This window comes from Bacillus cereus group sp. RP29, from assembly GCF_040459765.1.
Taxonomy (GTDB): Bacteria; Bacillota; Bacilli; order Bacillales; family Bacillaceae_G; genus Bacillus_A; species Bacillus_A paranthracis.
This window is the reverse complement of the sequence record NZ_JARVHN010000001.1, coordinates 460,652-478,911: the sequence shown is the minus strand read 5'-3', so window position 1 is coordinate 478,911 and position 18,260 is coordinate 460,652. Positions and strand designations below refer to the sequence as shown.

Below are 18,260 nucleotides of genomic sequence, written 5' to 3'. Positions count from 1 at the left end.
TAGTTTTATGTCACTAAAAATTTATTTTTTTCAGAAAAAATAACAGTAGTCGTATAAACGACTACTGTTATTTAAAGATATTAAACTGTATAACGCTCATCTTCTAAAATTTTCGCAGCGATTTCACGTTTCTTCGGAATTACGTTAAGTGGTGTGTGGCGAGTTAATTTACGTAATGATGATAACATCATGCGTAACATGTCGCCGTTTTCAACTGCGATAAGTGTTTCTTTCGCATGTGCTTCGATTTCGTTGAACGCTTCTTGGCAGAATACTTCAGTGTATAACACTTTTTGTTTATTCTTTTCAAGACCAGTTGTTTTAATTGCTTTTTCTGTACGAAGAACAGCTGACTCCATTGCGTATAAGTTGCTTACGATGTCAGCGATATTCACAAGAATTTCTTGCTCTTTATCTAATGCTTTACCGTATTTTTGAGCAGCTAATCCAGCTACCATTAAGCCGATTTTCTTCGCGTTATTTACTAAATATTTTTGAAGTGCTAATGGCTCATCGCCTACTTCTTCTGGCATCATCATCATTAACTCTTCTTGTAATTTTTGTGCTTTTTGAAGAAGTGGTAATTCACCTTTCATCGCTTTACGTAAGAACGTACCTGGTACGATTAGGCGGTTAATTTCATTCGTTCCTTCGAAAATACGGTTAATACGAGAATCGCGATACATTCTTTCAATCTCGTACTCTGCCATAAATCCGTAACCACCGTGAATTTGAACACCTTCATCTACTGTATAGTCTAGTACTTCAGAACCGAATACTTTGTTTAAAGAGCACTCGATTGCATATTCAGCGATAGAAGCTGCTACTGCTTTACCGTCTTTTACTTCTTCTTCAGATAATGTGCTCATTCGGCTTTCGAATAAGCCTACTGTACGATATACAGAGCTTTCAGCTGCATATGTTTTTGCTGCCATATTCGCAAGTTTCTCTTGAATTAATGGGAAACGAGCGATTGGTTGCTTGAACTGTTGACGTTGGTTTGCATATTGTGCTGAAATTTCTACTGCACGTTTCGCAGACCCAACTGTACCAACACCTAATTTATAACGACCAATATTTAAAATGTTGAATGCGATAATATGACCTTTACCGATTTCACCAAGTAAGTTTTCTTTCGGTACTAACGCATCTTCTAAAATTAACGTACGAGTTGACGAACATTTAATACCCATTTTCTTTTCTTCTGGGCTTGTAGATACACCAGCGTAGTCTTTCTCTACGATAAATGCTGAGAAGTGCTCTCCATCAATTTTTGCGTATACGATAAATACGTCAGCGAATGCAGAGTTTGTAATCCACTGTTTTTCACCATTTAATACGTAATGTGTACCTTCTGCATTTAAACGTGCCGTTGTTTTTGCACCTAATGCGTCAGATCCTGAACCTGGCTCTGTTAATGCGTATGCAGCTAATTTTTCACCAGTTGCAAGTAATGGTAAATACTTTTTCTTTTGCTCTTCGTTACCGAATAACACGATTGGTAAAGATCCGATACCTACGTGAGCACCGTGAGTAATTGCAAAGCCACCAGCGCGAGAGAATTTCTCTGCGATTAACGCTGAGCTTACTTTATCAAGACCAATTCCGCCGTACTCTTCTGGTACGTCAGCGCCTAATAAACCAAGTTCCCCAGCTTCTTTTAAAAGACGAACAGAACGATCAAACTCATGTTGCTCTAAATATTCAAGCTCTGGAAGAACTTCATTTACGATAAAGTCCTCTGTCGTTTTTGCAATCATTTTATGCTCAGATGAAAAATCTTCTGGCGTAAACACTTGATCAATCGTAATCTCATCTACTAAAAAGCTACCGCCTTTAACCGCATTTCCTACTGTTTTTTCCATGAAAATTTCCTCCTTCATATTTTCATAAGCCGCTTCTCTCATTTTGAAAGAAGCTGGCTCTCCCGTTTATTTTTTATAAACCTTTGTTGCTTCCATTCTTTGCATTGGTGACGTCTCGTTCTGAGCGAGCCGCTTCCACGTCTGAAGCTCCATCCCCCTCACATTCTGAGCAAGCCGCTTCCACTTTTTATAGTAATTCAAACACTCCCGCTGCTCCCATTCCGCCGCCGATACACATTGTTACGATACCGAATTGTTCGTTGCGGCGTTTCATTTCGTGAATAAGAGATAGTGTTAGTTTTGCTCCTGTACAGCCAAGTGGATGTCCAAGTGCGATTGCACCGCCGTTTACGTTTACTTTTTCTTCATCTAAACCAAGTTCACGAATAACTTGGATCGATTGAGAAGCGAATGCTTCATTTAGTTCGAATAAGCCAATATCAGATAGCTCTAAGCCAGCTAATTTTAACGCTTTTGGAATGGCAGCGATTGGGCCGATTCCCATTACTTCTGGTGGTACACCCGCTACTGCAAATGAACGGAATTTCGCAAGTGGCTTCATGCCATCGCTCACTGCCTTTTCGCGATCCATTAATAGTACAGATGCTGCCCCGTCACTCATTTGTGAAGAGTTACCAGCTGTTACAGAACCGCGAACGTTAAATGCTGGACGTAATTTCCCTAAAATGTCTAGCGTCGTTTCAGCTCTTACACCTTCGTCTTGCGTGAAAGTGATTGTTTCTTCTTGCAGTTTGTTATTTGCTCCAACAGTACGTAACGTTACATCTACAGGTACTGTTTCATCAGCAAAGTTCCCTGCAGCTAATGCTTTCGCAGCACGTTGATGGCTTCTTACTGCAAATGCATCTTGCTCTTCACGAGAAATTCCATATTTCACAGCAACTTGCTCTGCTGTATGTCCCATACCCATATAATATTCTGGAGCTGCTTCTACAAGGCGACTATTCGGACGAACAACGTGTCCCATCATTGGAACTAAACTCATTGATTCCGCTCCGCCTGATAATACCGCTTCCGAGTGCCCAAGCATAATGCGCTCTGCTCCGTAAGCGATACTTTGTAAACCTGAAGAACAGTAACGGTTAATTGTAATAGCTGGAACATCGTAAGAAAGTCCTGCTAATCCGCCGATATTACGAGCCATATTTAAACCTTGCTCTGCTTCTGGCATCGCACAACCGAAAATTAAATCATCGATTGGTCCTTCATAATTCGCACGCTTTAACGTTTCTTTTACTACTAACGCCCCTAAATCGTCAGGACGAACTGTTTTTAATGAACCCCTCTTTGCTTTTCCAATTGGTGTTCTTGCTCCCGCAACAATGACAGCTTCTCTCATGAACGATATCTCCCCTCGTTATTAGTTACGTAATGGCTTTCCTTTTACAAGCATGTGCTGCATTCTTGCTTGTGATTTCATCTCACTTACTAAGCTAATAAATGCTTCACGTTCTACATCTAATAAATACTGCTCATCAACTTCTGTTCCGTACGGCACTTTTCCGCCTGCGATGACATATGCAAGTTTCTTCGCAATATGAAGGTCGTACTCTGAAATGTAACCAGATAAATGCATTGCTTCTGCACCAAGTGCAAGAGTTGCATATCCTGTTTCACCAACAACCGGTATCTTTTTACGAATCGGTGCTTTATAACCAGCTTCATATAAAGCAAGTGCTTTCTGTTTCGCATCGTATAGTAAGTGATCACCATTCACACTAATACCGTCTTTATCACCTAAGAAGTTATGAGAAACCGCTTCTTGTCCTGAAGTTGAAACTTTCGCCATTGCGACTGTTTCGAACACTTTATTTGCAACTTTTTGTAGATCAAATTCTACGCCGTTTGCCATTTTATTTAAGTGTTTAATGTATAGCTCTTTATTACCGCCTCCGCCAGGGATTAAGCCAACACCAACTTCTACTAAACCCATATACGTTTCACTAGAAGCTTGAATGCTCGCTGCTGGTAAGCAAACTTCTGTACCTCCGCCAAGCGTCATACCATATGGCGCTGCTACAACTGGCTTAGAAGAGTATTTAATTTTCATCATTGCATCTTGGAAGTTTTTCACAACTAACTCAATTTCAAAGTAGTTGTCGTCTTGTGCTTCCATTAAGATCGTTGCTAAGTTCGCACCAACGCAGAAGTTCTTCGATTGGTTACCGATAACAAGACCTTTATAATTCTTTTCTACTTCATCAACAGCGTAGTTAATCATTTGCGTAATATCCATACCGATTGCATTGCTCTTCGAATGGAATTCTAAACAAAGGATGCCGTCGCCTAAATCGATTAAGCTCGCTCCACTATTTTTCTTTAATACGCCGTTTTTCGCTTTTAATTGTTTAAGAGAAATGGCCTTTTTATTACGCTCAATTAACTTATATTCGCCATTATCGTAATAGTAGCTATCTCCGTTATCATGTTTGTAGAAAGTAGTGAAACCTTTCTCTAACATTTCTTTCACCCAAGTCGGAACAACTACGCCGTTTTCTTCCATCTTTTGAACGGACTTTTCAACGCCAATTGCATCCCAAACTTCAAACGGTCCTTGCTCCCAGCCGAAGCCCCACTTCATCGCTTGGTCAATTGCAACGATATCGTCAGCAATTTCTTTATGAAGTTTTGCAGAGTATAAAAGAGTTGGTGTAATGATGTTCCATAACAACTCTCCTGCGCGGTCTTTCGCGTATACAAGCGCTTTCAATTTATTCGATAAACCTTTTTCTTGTTTACTTAACTCAATCGATGCAGCTTTTAATTTTTTGCGAGCTTCGTACTCCATTGTTTCTGGATTTAATTCTAGAATTTCTTTTCCTTGTTTTAAGAAGAAGCCTTGACCTGTTTTGCTTCCAAGCCATTTTTTATCAAGCATGTCATGCATGAAAGCTGGTACTTTAAATACATCGCGCTCTTCTTCTTGTACGTTTTCATATACGTTATTTGCAACGTGTACAAATGTATCTAAACCGACAACATCTAATGTACGGAACGTTGCGCTCTTCGGACGACCAATAAGTGGGCCTGTTACAGAATCAACCTCCCCAATGCTATAGCCGCGTTTTACCATCTCTTGAAGAGTTACTAATAAACCATACGTACCGATGCGGTTTCCAATAAAGTTTGGTGTGTCTTTCGCGATAACAACGCCTTTTCCAAGAACGTCTTCGCCAAATAGTTTCATGAAGCTTAATACTTGTGGATCAGTTTCTTTCGTCGGTATTACCTCTAGAAGTTTTAAATATCGTGGTGGGTTAAAAAAGTGTGTTCCTAAGAAGTGTTTCTGGAAGTCGTCTGAACGACCTTCTGCCATTTTTTCAACTGAAATGCCTGACGTATTCGAGCTTACGATAGAACCCGGTTTACGAACAGCATCTACTTTTTCAAATAGTTTCTTTTTAATATCTAAGTTTTCAACTACTACTTCAATAATCCAATCTACATCAGCTAGACGCTCAAGGTCATCTTCTAAGTTACCTGCTTCAATCAGTGCTAAATTTCCTTTCACTGTCAGAGGAGCTGGTTTTTGCTTTAATAGTTTTTGTAGTGCCGTATTACTAAAACGATTTCTCACACTTTTATGTTCTAATGTAAGTCCCTTCGCTTCTTCTTCTTTCGTAAGCGCAGGTGGTACAATATCAAGCAATAATGTCGGAATACCAATATTAGCTAAGTGTGCCGCAATTCCTGAACCCATTACGCCTGAACCTAGAACAGCAGCCTTTTTAATTTGGAACATCCAATTCTCCCCCTATTCTTGAATGAATGCTCATTCAATTTTTCGACATAAGTCGCAATCAATGAGTGAGCCTCTACTAATAAATATATGATACTGTTTAAATTTTCGCAATATATTTATTGATAAAATTTTCTGAAATAAATATTTTTCTTTTATTTGCCCATGCTATATATGTATTTTCTTCACTAAAATACACTTTCCCTTTTTATAATCTGACGAAACTGGAGGAATATATATGGCAAAACTTAAGAAGAACCCTTCAAAGGCTGGAATTAGCGCAGCAAGTGTGACAGGAAACGCTGGACCAACTGGTCGAGGCGTGGAAAAAGGACGTCAAGGTAATAACCAACAATATAAGAAGCATAATATGGGCGAAAAATAACGCTATATTTTTGGGCAGAGAACGTGGCATAATGGGTAATGGCTGCTTTTTCTGCCCAATTTATTTGTAACAAATGAGGGAATTATAATGAAACGAACAATAGTTATGATTGTAATGATTGCCACACTATTTACAGGGATGATTTTCTTCTCTTACGCACAAAGACAACAAGCTGTAAGAGCCGATCAACCTAGCATCACTGGGCAATACGGGATTACAATCGATGCAGACACAGGTGAAATTTTGTATGGCAAACGAGAAGACGAACGCTCTTATCCGGCTAGTATAGCCAAAATGATGACAACGCTTCTTTTACTAGAGAATGTAAAAGAGGATGAGGAAATTACAGTTACAGAAAACGCAATTAAAACAGAAAGTCAAAGTAAGAAAATTAAACTTCGTGCTGGGGAAAAGTTAAAACGTGATGAGGCATTAAAACTGATGCTTATCATTAGTGCAGATCCAATAGCTGAATCCATCGCAGAACATATCGCAGGATCAAAAAATGAATTTGTAAAAATGATGAATGCTAGAGCGAAGGAACTTGGTACAAAGCATGCGACTTTCAAAAACGCAAGTGGTGCTGATGCACTAGGAAACAAAGTATCACCATATGACATTGCTATAATTACGAAAGAAGCATTAAAGTACCCAGTTGTTTTAGAATATATGAATTCAACGCGTACAACTCTACATACTTCAGAACGCTCTCCAAAGATTGCAAACTATGGACGAGAAGAACTATATGACGATCCATATGCAATTGGAAGTAAAAGCGGTCTATCAGCACTCGGAAAATATACAGTCGTAACAGTGGATGAGAAAGACGGTAAACGCGTCATTAATGTTGTATTATCTTCTACTCGCAAGCAACTGTATCCTGATACGAAGAAAATGGCACATTACGCATTTCAGCAATTAAAATAACCAAGGAGTATTTTCTCCTTGGTTATTTTTTAACCATACCTTTTAATACGAACGCAACGTTTGCTGGACGCTCTGCTAGACGACGCATGAAGTAGCCATACCAGTCGTTTCCATAAGGTACGTAAACACGCATTTTGTAACCTTCTTTTACTAGCTCAAGTTGACGCTCATTGCGAATACCATATAACATCTGGAATTCAAATTGATCCCTTGGAATGTTGTGTTCTTCGGCAAGTTTTTTCGTATATTCAATAATCGCTTCGTCATGTGAAGCAATTGCAGTATAATTTCCATTTAATAAGTGCATTTTAATAATCTTTTTATAATTTTCATCTACATCTTTCTTGTCTGGGAATGCCACTTCTTCAGGTTCTTTATAAGCCCCTTTTACAAGACGTAAATTAGGATTATAAGCATTTAAATCCTCAATATCTTTTTCTGTACGATATAGGTAAGCTTGAATAACAGTACCGATATTATCGTACTCAGATTTTAATTGTTTAAAGATATCGATTGTCTTTCCGCAACGTGTATAATCTTCCATATCAATTGTAACGAATACACCATTTTCTTTTGCAGCTTCTAAAATGCGGCGCATATTGTTCATTACAATTTCATCAGAGATATCTAATCCCATAGAAGTCATCTTTAAAGAAAGTTGCGAATCCAAACCTTCTCTTCCAATAGCACGGATTGCTTCAATCGATTGGTTAGCCATTTCATTTGCTTCCGCTTCATTATCAACGAACTCCCCTAAATAATCGATTGTTACACAAAGTCCTTGCTTGTTTAATTGTTTAATAGCTGCTGTCGCTAATTCAATTGTCTCCCCTGCGACAAAGCGACCTGCACCAAAGCGTAAACCGTACTTTTTAGCCAGTTTTGTTAGCGCTTTATTTTTAGATAAGAAAAGAAACGAATTTCGCATTAATTGTTCCATGTAATTCACCCCTATGACTTAATTTATCTGTTTTTTACCCCTCTTCGAAATTATATCATTGTTTAAAATTATTGGATACAAATAATTATTTAGATAATTTATAAAATACTATAAAAACATTTAAAAACCTATATTCTCGCTTATAAATATGCCTGAAATATTTTTCGACATTTAGAAAAATAGATTTTAATAGGCACAAAATAAGCATGCCGAAAATATTCGACATGCTTATAAAATCCTTTATATTCCATGTAAATTATATGAGGATATTAATACAGAAAACTTGAGATTATATTTATCCCAAGTTTTTTTTATTGTTCATTTCTCTTTTCTTCATTCAGCCTTTTAATATCAGTAATTAACTGCACCATCTCTTCTTTCGCATCGGGATAAGTCTCATTCCAGTGCTTCACTAAAGCTGGCATCGTCTTCGCTATGTAAGAATACAGTGCCCACTTCTGTACCTGTTCTTTTCTCTCTTCATTGCTCTCTCCAAGTAATAGTTCCGTGTATTTCTCTAACAACCCGTCAAACTGTTCGTTAAACTTTTCGCTCATCTTATTACCTCCTATATGAAAAAAGCAGCGAAAATCGCTGCTTTTCTTTATAATTTTGATCGAACAGAGTTTAATTTTTTCTCCATTGTGCTTACTTTATCACGACGATCATCGATACGAATTGTTGTTGCAACGCGCTGTGCACCTTTCGTATATGGAACTTCATGCATTTGTTGAATTACTTCTAGAATGACAGGAAGATCTCCTTCAATAATTGTATTCATTGGTGTTAATTGATACTTCACGCGATCTGCATTTTTCTCTAGCACCTTTTGTACTTCTGCTACATATTCACTAACACTTGGATTACCTGTTCCTACTGGAATAATCGATACGTCAACAATTGCCATAGTAGTCTTCCTCCTATAATTGCTTCTTATATATCCATTATCTATTTTACCGAAATACGCATCATTTTACTAATTTGTTATTCCTCTATTTTAAATTGCTCAACCAATCTTTCCAAGTCTCTCATATGCTCCGTCAAGCTTTCCATCGTATGAACTACCTTTTCTAGATGATTCACTTGTGATTCAGTTGCAGCATTTACTTCTTCCGAAACAGCTGCGCTTTCTTGACTCGTACCAGCAATTGTATGCATGACCGCTGTAATTTCTCCTTGTTCGTGACCGATGTTATGTACCTCTTCTACGATTTGCTCTACTGAAGTACTAATTGTATTTACAACTGACATAATTGTACGGAACTCCGCCTCTGCTTCTGTCGTAACATTATTTTGTATATCCGCAATATCTTTTAATTTACTTACAACTTCTACAACTCGTCTTACCTCTACTTGTACATCACCAATCATCGTCGCAATTTCTACTGTTGCTTCTTTTGATTGTTCCGCTAATTTTCGAACCTCTTCCGCAACAACAGCAAAGCCTTTACCTTGTTCACCCGCACGTGCCGCCTCGATTGAAGCATTTAAAGCAAGTAAATTCGTTTGATCCGAAATACCTTTTATAAGCTCTACAACATTTTGAATCGATCCAACCCTTTGCTCTAACTTTCCAGATGCTTCCTCTGTATGAACGACAATTGAAGAGGATTGTTCTCTCGTACGAACTAAATTTCGCATCGTATTTAATCCTTGCTTAGATGCCTCTTCTGCTTTACCAGCTACTCCTTTTATTTCACCAACAGAGTTATTCATTTGTTCCACTGACTGCGCCATATTCTCGAGCTGCTCTGAAACTTCATCTACACTATTAGCGAGCGTAGAAGCTCCTCCGCTCACGTCATCCATTGCACCTGACACTTCTTTACTAGCTGCTACAGTTTCATTCGTTAAATAATGTAGATTATTCGTTGATTGTTGCACGGTTGATACACTATTTTTAATTTTGCTTACCATTTCATTCATTTGTTCAACCATATGATTAAAATGGTTCGTCAGTTCTCCAACTTCATCCTTACTTGTCACTTTCATTTGCAACGTTAAATCACCTTCTGCTACTTTTTGAACGTGATTCGTTAATAATTGCAGTGGTCTTGCTAATCTTCGTGAGAACAAGTATGAAGCTACGATTCCAACGAATAAGCTAATACATGCCATTATAATGACTGTATTTCTCGTACTATGTAATAGCCCATCAATTGTTTCTTTCGGATAAAAAATTCCTATCTTCCATTTCATCAAATCAAATGACTGACTATATGCAACTACCTCTTCACCTTTTAATGTAGTGACAGCATATTTTGTTACATCTTTATTTAAACTCTGCACAAGTGGCTCTTTCGAAACATCTTTCCCTATCTTTTCCGGGTAAACAAGAGCCATATTTTTATCATTTATAATAAACATTTCTCCGCCGTTATTGTATTGAATATTATGAAGTAATTTCTGAATTGTTCCGAGCGATACATCCATCGCCACAACACCTAATACAGATCCATCTTGAGCTGTAATTGCTTTAGAAACTCCCACGCTTAACTTACCTGTTGCAATTTCATACATAGGTTGTCCCCAGTGAACCGTTTTCACATCAGCTTCTGAGTCTTTATACCAAGGTCTTGTCGTTGGATCATATCCCTCTGGCACTTTTCCACCTTCAGCAAGATTGGCACTTAATGTTTTTTTATCTTTCGTACCAATATATAAGTCTAAAATGCCTGGATGGTTCTTTTTATACTCCGAAAACTCTTTCGTCAAAAATGCTTCCTCTTCTGGAGTAACTCCGTCTTGAAGCATATTACGAATCATCTCACTGTTCGCATAATACCCCATATCTTCATCCGTTCTTTGAACAAATGTCGTAAGTTGCTCTGTCACAAGATCCATCGTATTTTGAGAATACTGGTCTAAGGAGCGCACTTCCTTCTCTTTCTGTAATTCATACATAGCTGTACCTAATATTACGAACATCATAGAAATAAGTACCGAAAATACTACCGCAATTTTTAAACGTAAACTTCTTAACATCTTCCCCCAAGCATCCCGATACGATAAACTTAACTAAATCTATACAATTCAATCAAATTTACACGAGTTAGTGCTTCATCGTGTTCTCGCAACCCCGAAGGGACGAGGGGTATAACACTCCACACGAGGCAGTATCGTTACCTCCTATTATCAAGCATTTATTTTACCCATCTTGATAAATTTATCGCAGCATTTACATCCCTATCGTGATAGCTATTGCATGAAGCACAACGCCATTCACGAATCTTTAAACTCCACTGTCCTTCTGGTTGAACCGAATGGTCGTATTTTACGCCGCAACATGAGCAAATCTTGCTTGAGGCGAACCATTTATCAGCTTTTTCATACGCAATGCCGTACTTCTCGCACTTGTATGATAAACATTGAAAGAAGAAGTTTAATTTTTGAAAGGAAAGTGCCTTCGATAGTTTTTTGTTTTTTAACAGGTTCGAAATAGATAAGTCTTCCACAACAATCCTCATTGGTTTGGTTTTCACCAATTTAGCTGTTGCTTGATGGATATGGTTATTTCGGATATTCATAATTTTCCTAGATAACCGCAGGTGCTCAGCTTTCGCTTTTTCATATCCGGCAGATTGAATTTTTACACCTTTTTTAAATCTCCTAGACATATCTCTTTGCGCTGACTTTTTCCTTCTCAAAAGTTTTTTAACCTTAGCATCTTTGTTTATATTTCGTTCTTTCATACCATTAGAAGCTACAAAAAGTTCTTTTAAACCAACATCCACACCAATCGACTCATTCGTTAGTTCTTGTGATTCAAAGTCTTCTTGGAACCCTACACTAATCCACCAGTGACGACCATCAAAGGTAACTCTTGGATTGGATGGTTTTTTATTCCTTGGTAGTTGTTGGCTTGTTTTCACTTCTCCAATAGACTGAATATGAACGACTTTCTTTCCTATAACCAGTCTTTCATAATTGGCATAAAATCCTTGGATTAAATCTTTCTTGGATTTATAAGAAGTGTGATAACCATTTTTGTACTTTTTGAACGAATGTTTTCTCGCCGTATCAAAATCTTTTGAAGCCTGTTTGGGAACTTGTGCATTGATTTCTTTTAACCACTCATACCTCTTTCGCTTCTTAATCTTTGTAAATCGTTTCTGTAAAGCTAACTGTGAAACAGATTTTCCAAATAGCTTATAGTATCTATCACTCATTCTTTTACAATAGTTATAAGCAAATCTTGCAGCACCAGCATGGTTTCTAAGCACTTTTTCTTGTTCAGGCGTTGGAATCAGTCTAACTTTCTTCGCCAATATCATCAGAATGTAACTCCTTTAATGAAAGATTTGTTCTTCTGAATCGTAGCGTGTTCCACCAGCATTCTCCTGAGACCACTCGGATGCAAACCTGTTAATTCTGATACTTGACTAACTCGTGAAAATTTCATTATTATTCTCACCTCATCGAACCAAACATAGCACGTACGTTCGATAAAATCAATGAAGTTTGATAGATTCAATCAAATTTATCTTGTTCAACTAAGGGCGCAATTCCTTAGCCAGTTCTCTTATGAACTTCTCATGTTTTCACATGAGCGCAGACTATATGTTTATCTACTTAGAGATAGAGGATTTTTCCACCACCATAGGCTTGTGGTGTACTCTCGTCAGTTATACGAGATAGTCGTTGAACGTTCATCTTATCACTTTTGACTTAGATGATTCGATGCGGAAGACCCATTGTTCTAGTGTTTAGGGTTTAACCTTGCACCATCTGATTGATTTTTTCTGCTTTCGCGACATTCACGCTCGCCATTTCTAGCCACGTTGTAGTTCAATCAGCTTTAGGGATTGCCCGCAGTTAACCCTCACTACTAGCCAATCACTTGACTAGCAGGGCTTACTGATATATTTAATTAACTTTCGTTATAATTTGTTAAATAAATCGTAACAGTTAATTACCCTTCTTGTTGTATTGTAATCATATTAATCACTATATTAAGTATAATGGATAAAATTAAAAAATTGAAATTAATTCTCACCTTAATACAATTAGAAAACTGACTACCACTTGTGCAAAAACAAATAGTTCATTATCCTTAAACTATAATCTCATTCGTTCGGAGGGAACTATGTTACAAAAATTCGGTTTCTCACAATATGAAAGCCAAGCTTACGAAGTTGTCGTATCAAGCAACGAACCATTAGATGCTACAACGATTGTGAAGCATTCTGGCGTGCCAAAAGCAAAAATATATGAAGTGCTTGCACGTCTAATCGATAAAGGAATGGTAATGGATTCTGTTTCGGAGAAGAAAAAGATGTATACAGCATTACCACTCAAGCTAGCAATTGAAAAATTAACGACAGAATTTCAATCCAATATTAAAGAATTAGAGACAACTATATCGAAAAAATCATTTACAGATGACCGTGTATGGAGCTTAAAAATGCAATCTTCTATTCGCGTTCAAAGTAAAGAGCTCATCGAAAATGCAAAAGAATCAATTCGCATTTCAGCTTGGAACGATACTCTTTTAGAATATCTTCCGTTATTAGAAGAAAAAGCAAAACAAGGCGTCAAAACCGAATCCCTTATAGTTGGAAAAGTAAAAACAGACTTAGAAAACATGCATTTTCTAATCCCAGCCGAAGAGCCTAACGCGCTAGAGCGATACTTACTGCTCATCGTGGACGACCGTGAAATTTTATTTGCTGGTGTAGAGCAAGAGTCATGGCAAGCGATGAAAACAATGTCACAACCTTTCGTAAAGTTCTTTACAGAATTTTTCTATCACGACGTTGCACTTGCAAAGATTACCCAGAAACACCATGACCTCTTTATGGAAGATGAGGAAATTAAGAGTTTGTTGATGAAGTTGAGATATTAATTGCATACAAAAAAGGAGTCTAGCTGTTCACCTAGACTCCTTTTCATTTTGTTCCTTTATCTCCATCAACAGCTCAATAATCTTCTCATTTTGCTCCACTTGTTTCTCTGAATTTTGATAGATGAAACGAACCCATCTAAATGCAAGAATAACGAGAAACAACGGAAGCATTGAAATTAGAAAGCCGATAATTGAAAAATTTGTATACATGTACATCACCTCGCTACATACAAATTCTCTACCTTTCTACTAAAACCTGCAATTTTTTACAAATAAAAAAGAACCTATCAAACGATAGATTCTTCCTTCGCAAACTGAGTAGAACGTCCTCTCGTAATCGAGAAAATCGCACAAAGCAGCGCTAATATAATAAAGCCGCCTCCTACCCAAGCATTATATATAACAGACGATTTCTCAATAACAACTCCGCCTACTGTTGAACCGAGCGCAATTCCTAAGTGAAGGGCAGAGTTATTTAAACTTTGCTGAATACCAGCTGATTCCGGTGCAATTTCAATTAAATAATTTTGTTGTGCTGGCGAAATAGCCCAGCTCAGCATACTCCAAAGTCCCATCATAATAATGAACAGCGGGAATGAGAATGTCATCATCGGCAATAGGAAGATCGCACACGCAAATACGATAATAATTGAAATAATACTTTTCTTCGATCCCCATTTATCAGCAAGCCAACCTCCGAAGCCGCCCCCAATTACTGCTGCGATTCCGAAGATGAAGTAAAATACACTAATCCAATTCGCTTCCACATGCATAACATCTTTTAAAAATGGTGTTAAATATGCATATAGTGTTAAATGACCCGTTAAAAATAAGAATGACGTTAACTGTGCACTGACGATTTTTTTATCTTTTAACGTAGCAATCTGCTCTCTTATTGATAATACCGATGTCGGTGGTACTTTCGTTAAGAATAATGAAATACAAGCGATTGCTATAACTGTTAAGATCGAAATGAGTACAAATGGTGCACGCCATCCGTATGCATTTCCGAGTACAAGGCCAAGCGGTACTCCAAGTACAAGTGACCCACTAATCCCCATGAAAATGATTCCAATTGCACGCGCACGAAAATGCGGTTCTACAACGCTAGAAGCAAGTGTTACTGACAGTGCAATAATAAGCGAACCACTCGCCGCACAAATCACCCTTGAGAACATTAACATCCCGTAATTCACACTACATGCTGAAATAATATTTCCGATTAAGAAAATTGATAATGCCCCAACATACAATGTTTTTCTTTCAAATTTCCCTGTTAAAGCTAGTAAAACAGGACCTGATAAAGCAAATACTACTGAAAATATTGTGATAAGCTGACCAGCTGCACTAATAGATACACCTAAATCGTTGGCAACTAAATCGAGCGTTCCTCCTATAATTAGCTCAACCGTTCCGACTACGAAAGCCGCGATAGCTAAAATATACACACGAAAATTCAAGTCTTTCCCCACGCTTTCTATTTTGGTTACTACGATTATAGTAACCAAAATAGAAGTTGAACACAAGTACAATTTTTTTACAGTAAAAAAGGTAGGCGCATTATACGCCTACCCTTCAGTCATGACACTTCATTTTTATTCTTCTTATTTAAATACCAATATACCGGCAGCCCCGTAAACACAATTCCAATTGATAAGAAACAACTTACCGGATCATTGATAATGGCACTACCAATTACAAAGAGCGAGCCGAAAATCGCAACGATTGGTACGATTGGGAATAACGGTACACTGTATGCACGCTCTTTATTTTTATTACGTTTTCTTAAAATGAAGACACCGATAAACGTCATTACGTAGAAAATATAAATAATGAATACGGAAATCTCAGATAGCTTATTCGGATCGCTAATAATCATTAAAATAATTCCTAAAATGATTTCAACAGTAATCGCATTTGCTGGTGTTTTAAATCTTGGACTTTCCTTCGCAATAAACTTAGCAAATGGAAGTTGTCCACGTTCTGCCATCGACATCGGGATACGTGGGAACGTTAAAATCTTTCCATTTAAACAACCGAAAATAGAAACGATAATACCGATACTAATAATTTTCCCACCATATTCTCCAAGTAGCATTCCTGCAGCTGTCGCTGTTGCATTTTCTCCAAGTTCTACAATTTGCGTTGCTGGTAATACATTCAATAACGCCAAATTAATTAATACGTAAGCAGCTGTTACAATTAAAATCCCAACTGTCATTGCTTTCGGTAATAGCTTTGTTGGATTCTTCATTTCTCCACCAATCGAAGCAAGTAAAATCCAACCGTCATAAGCAAATAACGTTGCTAAAATTGCCATCCCGATACTTTGATTTTCTGATATCGGCACAACTACGTTAAAGATATCGCTATTCCCTTTCCAAAAACCTAACACAACAATTAATACGATTGGAATCATCTTCCCGATTGTCGTGATCGTTTGAACGATACCTCCGTATTTTGTTCCCATACTATTTACAACGCCAAGGAACACAACTGTTCCAATTGCGATTGGTAAATTCCATACTTTATCTAAATAGAAAAAATTAATCATTAAAGAACTAAAGTATAGCCCTAATGTTCCAATAATAGCTGGCCCATAAACAATTGTTTGCATCCAGCCTGATAAATATCCCCAAAAACTTCCATAAATCTCCTCTAAATACGTATACAACCCACCATTTTTCGGGATTTGCGCTCCTATTTCAGCTACTGTTAAACCGCTTGCTAACGTCAACAGACCACCAATTATCCAAGCAAGAATCGCCATATTAGAACTCCCCGAGTAATCTAATACGCTCCCTGGTTTCATAAACACACCAGACCCAATAATCGTTCCTACTACGATAGAAAGTGCTACCGTTAAACCAATTTTGTTCTTCTCATCATGATGCATGCTTCGTATCCTCCTTCCAATTCTAGTGTGATGCAAAAATGAAATAAAAAAACACTCCTCCCTAAAAAAGGGACGAGTGTTATATTCGTGGTTCCACCCTTGTTTCAATTCGCAAAGTAACACACTTCACCAATTTCTCAAGTCTAAAATAACGGTTTTTGCCGGCAAGCAATTACTAAATGTTCGTTCACTGCTGCAGTTCAGAGGTGGTAATCTATTTTTTCGTATTAGGAAGCTCACAGCCAAAGGCTTCCCTCTCTGAGAATCGTAAAAAATTGATCGTGTCCTCATCATCACTTCTTGATGTCGAATTTTGTAGTTATTGTTCATTATATTGAATTGTTAGAAAAAATCAATATATTTTTTATATAACATACGAAATTTTTCTCTTCTTATATTATAACAGAATTTACGACACTTCTCTAATTCCCTAAAAACGGTATAATTCATATAGGAGGTGCACCAATAATGATTGCTGTTTTTTGTATCATCGCTACATTTCTTTCTGTTCTATTCGCTATCATGCATCGGTACAAGTATCCTGGTTATAGCATTTTAGCGGTAGCTATTATACCAGCTGTTTCCTTCTATGTATTAGGTAAATATCAATATACAGAAGTATTTATCGGTTTTGCAATCTTCTACTGCGTCTTTGGATACATACTAACTATGAAAAAAATTTTATTAAATCATTAAAAGGGACCGATTTCTGCTGACAGAAATCGGTCCTCGCACGTACCTTCCGGTTGCCCACACGAAAGATACGAATTCATTCAATTATTTCTCATCTTTTTTCATAAAAAACTTATGGTGCGGTAAATCAACATTCAATGCCTCTAATTGTTTCTTTTCATTGTCTAAAATCTCTTTTGCCTTTGTTTTTGTTGCCTCATCTAATCCCACAAACATTTCTTCATGCTTCTCTTTCTCTGGGAGTTTCACACCTAACTTCGTTAATTCTTCTTTTGCTTGCTCATGCGTTAATTTGCCGGACTTAACTTGTTCAAAAATTGACTTCACTTTTTCTTTCGCCTGTTCATCTAAGTTAGCAAGCATATCTTTACGCTTACCCTTCTCCGGCATTTTCACGCCTAATTTCGTTAATTCTTCTTGCGCTTGTTCACGTGTTAATTTTCCGGATTTCTCTTGCTCTAAAATTGATTTCGCTTTTTCTTTCGTTTGATCATCTAATCCCGCAAACATTTCTTTCTGTTTACCCTTTTCCGGCAACTTCACTCCTAGTTTTGTCAATTCTTCTTTTGCTTGTTCTCTTGTTAATTTTCCAGACTTTTCTTGCTCTAAAATTGATTTCGCTTTTTCTTTCGTTTGATCATCTAATCCCGCAAACATTTCTTTACGTTTTTCTTTCTCTGGAAGCTTTACACCTAACTCCTCCAACTGTTTCTTTGTATCATTCATAATCGTTTTTACTTTTTGTTTTGTAGCGTCATCTAAATCTTTTTTCGCCGTTTTTGCAGACTGATCCACTGCTGGAGTATTCGTTGCCGCGAATGCCGGGATGCCGACTCCCCCAATGATTCCGAATGATAAAGCACCTGCAATCGCTAAATACCCAACTGTTTTCTTCTTCATAGGAAATTTCCTCCTTCATATTTCTAATGCATGTACACTTTCGTATACA

Annotated in this window: 16 protein-coding genes and 1 other annotated feature; of the genes, 4 read left to right on the top strand and 12 right to left on the bottom strand. The window is 37.4% G+C overall.

The features are described 5' to 3' along the window. Nucleotides 1–80 precede the first annotated feature (80 nt). The 3 genes from QCI47_RS02350 to QCI47_RS02340 form a co-directional block, all read right to left on the bottom strand. A complete protein-coding gene (locus tag QCI47_RS02350; RefSeq protein WP_000416279.1) occupies nucleotides 81–1,865 on the bottom strand; it encodes an acyl-CoA dehydrogenase family protein in 1,785 nt (594 codons plus the stop codon). A 187-nt stretch (nucleotides 1,866–2,052) separates the two neighbouring features. After that, nucleotides 2,053–3,225: an acetyl-CoA C-acetyltransferase gene (locus QCI47_RS02345; RefSeq protein ID WP_001206325.1), complete on the bottom strand. Its 1,173-nt coding sequence runs from the start codon at nucleotides 3,223–3,225 to the stop codon at nucleotides 2,053–2,055. A gap of 21 nt (nucleotides 3,226–3,246) precedes the next feature. Then, nucleotides 3,247–5,628 carry a 3-hydroxyacyl-CoA dehydrogenase/enoyl-CoA hydratase family protein gene (locus QCI47_RS02340; RefSeq protein WP_309422183.1) on the bottom strand — a complete coding sequence of 794 codons (2,382 nt, stop codon included), beginning with the start codon at nucleotides 5,626–5,628 and terminating at the stop codon, nucleotides 3,247–3,249. A gap of 235 nt (nucleotides 5,629–5,863) precedes the next feature. Here QCI47_RS02340 and QCI47_RS02335 point away from each other — a divergent pair, with 235 nt between their 5' ends. Then, nucleotides 5,864–6,010, top strand: coding sequence for a YuzL family protein (locus QCI47_RS02335; RefSeq protein WP_220779342.1), 147 nt, complete (start codon nucleotides 5,864–5,866; stop codon nucleotides 6,008–6,010). An 87-nt stretch (nucleotides 6,011–6,097) separates the two neighbouring features. Beyond that, nucleotides 6,098–6,937: a D-alanyl-D-alanine carboxypeptidase family protein gene (locus tag QCI47_RS02330; RefSeq protein ID WP_000831472.1), complete on the top strand. Its 840-nt coding sequence runs from the start codon at nucleotides 6,098–6,100 to the stop codon at nucleotides 6,935–6,937. A 22-nt stretch (nucleotides 6,938–6,959) separates the two neighbouring features. Here QCI47_RS02330 and QCI47_RS02325 read toward each other — a convergent pair whose 3' ends face one another. The 5 genes from QCI47_RS02325 to QCI47_RS02305 all read right to left on the bottom strand — a co-directional run bounded on the left by QCI47_RS02325 (nucleotide 6,960) and on the right by QCI47_RS02305 (nucleotide 12,151). Further along, nucleotides 6,960–7,877 (bottom strand): proline dehydrogenase family protein, encoded by a 918-nt coding sequence (locus QCI47_RS02325; RefSeq protein ID WP_000436775.1) that lies wholly within the window; start codon nucleotides 7,875–7,877, stop codon nucleotides 6,960–6,962. A 311-nt stretch (nucleotides 7,878–8,188) separates the two neighbouring features. Next, the gene (locus QCI47_RS02320) at nucleotides 8,189–8,434 is read right to left on the bottom strand and encodes a YusU family protein (protein ID WP_001290594.1); all 246 of its coding nucleotides are present in this window, start codon (nucleotides 8,432–8,434) and stop codon (nucleotides 8,189–8,191) included. Nucleotides 8,435–8,481: 47 nt separating this feature from the next. Further along, the gene (locus QCI47_RS02315) at nucleotides 8,482–8,784 is read right to left on the bottom strand and encodes an MTH1187 family thiamine-binding protein (protein ID WP_001018860.1); all 303 of its coding nucleotides are present in this window, start codon (nucleotides 8,782–8,784) and stop codon (nucleotides 8,482–8,484) included. A 77-nt stretch (nucleotides 8,785–8,861) separates the two neighbouring features. Then, nucleotides 8,862–10,862: a methyl-accepting chemotaxis protein gene (locus tag QCI47_RS02310; protein ID WP_353811684.1), complete on the bottom strand. Its 2,001-nt coding sequence runs from the start codon at nucleotides 10,860–10,862 to the stop codon at nucleotides 8,862–8,864. Between the two features lie 158 nt (nucleotides 10,863–11,020). After that, nucleotides 11,021–12,151: an RNA-guided endonuclease InsQ/TnpB family protein gene (locus QCI47_RS02305; protein ID WP_071742144.1), complete on the bottom strand. Its 1,131-nt coding sequence runs from the start codon at nucleotides 12,149–12,151 to the stop codon at nucleotides 11,021–11,023. A gap of 812 nt (nucleotides 12,152–12,963) precedes the next feature. Here QCI47_RS02305 and QCI47_RS02300 point away from each other — a divergent pair. Then, nucleotides 12,964–13,722, top strand: a complete 759-nt coding sequence (locus tag QCI47_RS02300) for a TrmB family transcriptional regulator (RefSeq protein ID WP_000939489.1) — start codon at nucleotides 12,964–12,966, stop codon at nucleotides 13,720–13,722. Nucleotides 13,723–13,749: 27 nt separating this feature from the next. Here QCI47_RS02300 and QCI47_RS02295 read toward each other — a convergent pair whose 3' ends face one another. The 3 genes from QCI47_RS02295 to QCI47_RS02285 form a co-directional block, all read right to left on the bottom strand. Continuing rightward, nucleotides 13,750–13,932 (bottom strand): hypothetical protein, encoded by a 183-nt coding sequence (locus QCI47_RS02295; RefSeq protein ID WP_074543850.1) that lies wholly within the window; start codon nucleotides 13,930–13,932, stop codon nucleotides 13,750–13,752. Nucleotides 13,933–14,009: 77 nt separating this feature from the next. Continuing rightward, nucleotides 14,010–15,194, bottom strand: a complete 1,185-nt coding sequence (locus tag QCI47_RS02290) for an MFS transporter (protein ID WP_136800465.1) — start codon at nucleotides 15,192–15,194, stop codon at nucleotides 14,010–14,012. Between the two features lie 107 nt (nucleotides 15,195–15,301). Further along, nucleotides 15,302–16,618, bottom strand: coding sequence for an APC family permease (locus tag QCI47_RS02285; protein WP_061131772.1), 1,317 nt, complete (start codon nucleotides 16,616–16,618; stop codon nucleotides 15,302–15,304). A 65-nt stretch (nucleotides 16,619–16,683) separates the two neighbouring features. Next, nucleotides 16,684–16,921: a binding site (T-box leader), on the bottom strand. Between the two features lie 165 nt (nucleotides 16,922–17,086). Between QCI47_RS02285 and QCI47_RS02280 the strand changes: the two genes are divergently transcribed. Further along, on the top strand, nucleotides 17,087–17,314 hold the full coding sequence (locus QCI47_RS02280) for a hypothetical protein (RefSeq protein WP_000562242.1): 228 nt from the start codon (nucleotides 17,087–17,089) through the stop codon (nucleotides 17,312–17,314). 81 nt (nucleotides 17,315–17,395) lie between these two features. Here the strand turns inward: QCI47_RS02280 and QCI47_RS02275 are convergent, their stop codons facing one another. Beyond that, entirely contained in the window at nucleotides 17,396–18,211 is an 816-nt protein-coding gene (locus QCI47_RS02275; RefSeq protein WP_309422180.1) for a hypothetical protein, read from the bottom strand. Nucleotides 18,212–18,260: the final 49 nt, after the last annotated feature.

Excerpts from the sequence above, each read along its gene's own strand:
- QCI47_RS02310 (WP_353811684.1), bottom strand. The coding sequence starts at position 10,862 with ATGTTAAGAAGTTTACGTTTAAAAATTGCGGTAGTATTTTCGGTACTT.
- QCI47_RS02325 (WP_000436775.1), bottom strand. The coding sequence starts at position 7,877 with ATGGAACAATTAATGCGAAATTCGTTTCTTTTCTTATCTAAAAATAAA.
- QCI47_RS02275 (WP_309422180.1), bottom strand. The coding sequence starts at position 18,211 with ATGAAGAAGAAAACAGTTGGGTATTTAGCGATTGCAGGTGCTTTATCA.
- QCI47_RS02340 (WP_309422183.1), bottom strand. The coding sequence starts at position 5,628 with ATGTTCCAAATTAAAAAGGCTGCTGTTCTAGGTTCAGGCGTAATGGGT.
- QCI47_RS02285 (WP_061131772.1), bottom strand. The coding sequence starts at position 16,618 with ATGCATCATGATGAGAAGAACAAAATTGGTTTAACGGTAGCACTTTCT.
- QCI47_RS02320 (WP_001290594.1), bottom strand. The coding sequence starts at position 8,434 with ATGAGCGAAAAGTTTAACGAACAGTTTGACGGGTTGTTAGAGAAATAC.
- QCI47_RS02295 (WP_074543850.1), bottom strand. The coding sequence starts at position 13,932 with ATGTATACAAATTTTTCAATTATCGGCTTTCTAATTTCAATGCTTCCG.
- QCI47_RS02345 (WP_001206325.1), bottom strand. The coding sequence starts at position 3,225 with ATGAGAGAAGCTGTCATTGTTGCGGGAGCAAGAACACCAATTGGAAAA.
- QCI47_RS02315 (WP_001018860.1), bottom strand. The coding sequence starts at position 8,784 with ATGGCAATTGTTGACGTATCGATTATTCCAGTAGGAACAGGTAATCCA.
- QCI47_RS02330 (WP_000831472.1), top strand. The coding sequence starts at position 6,098 with ATGAAACGAACAATAGTTATGATTGTAATGATTGCCACACTATTTACA.
- QCI47_RS02335 (WP_220779342.1), top strand. The coding sequence starts at position 5,864 with ATGGCAAAACTTAAGAAGAACCCTTCAAAGGCTGGAATTAGCGCAGCA.
- QCI47_RS02280 (WP_000562242.1), top strand. The coding sequence starts at position 17,087 with ATGATTGCTGTTTTTTGTATCATCGCTACATTTCTTTCTGTTCTATTC.
- QCI47_RS02300 (WP_000939489.1), top strand. The coding sequence starts at position 12,964 with ATGTTACAAAAATTCGGTTTCTCACAATATGAAAGCCAAGCTTACGAA.
- QCI47_RS02305 (WP_071742144.1), bottom strand. The coding sequence starts at position 12,151 with ATGATATTGGCGAAGAAAGTTAGACTGATTCCAACGCCTGAACAAGAA.
- QCI47_RS02350 (WP_000416279.1), bottom strand. The coding sequence starts at position 1,865 with ATGGAAAAAACAGTAGGAAATGCGGTTAAAGGCGGTAGCTTTTTAGTA.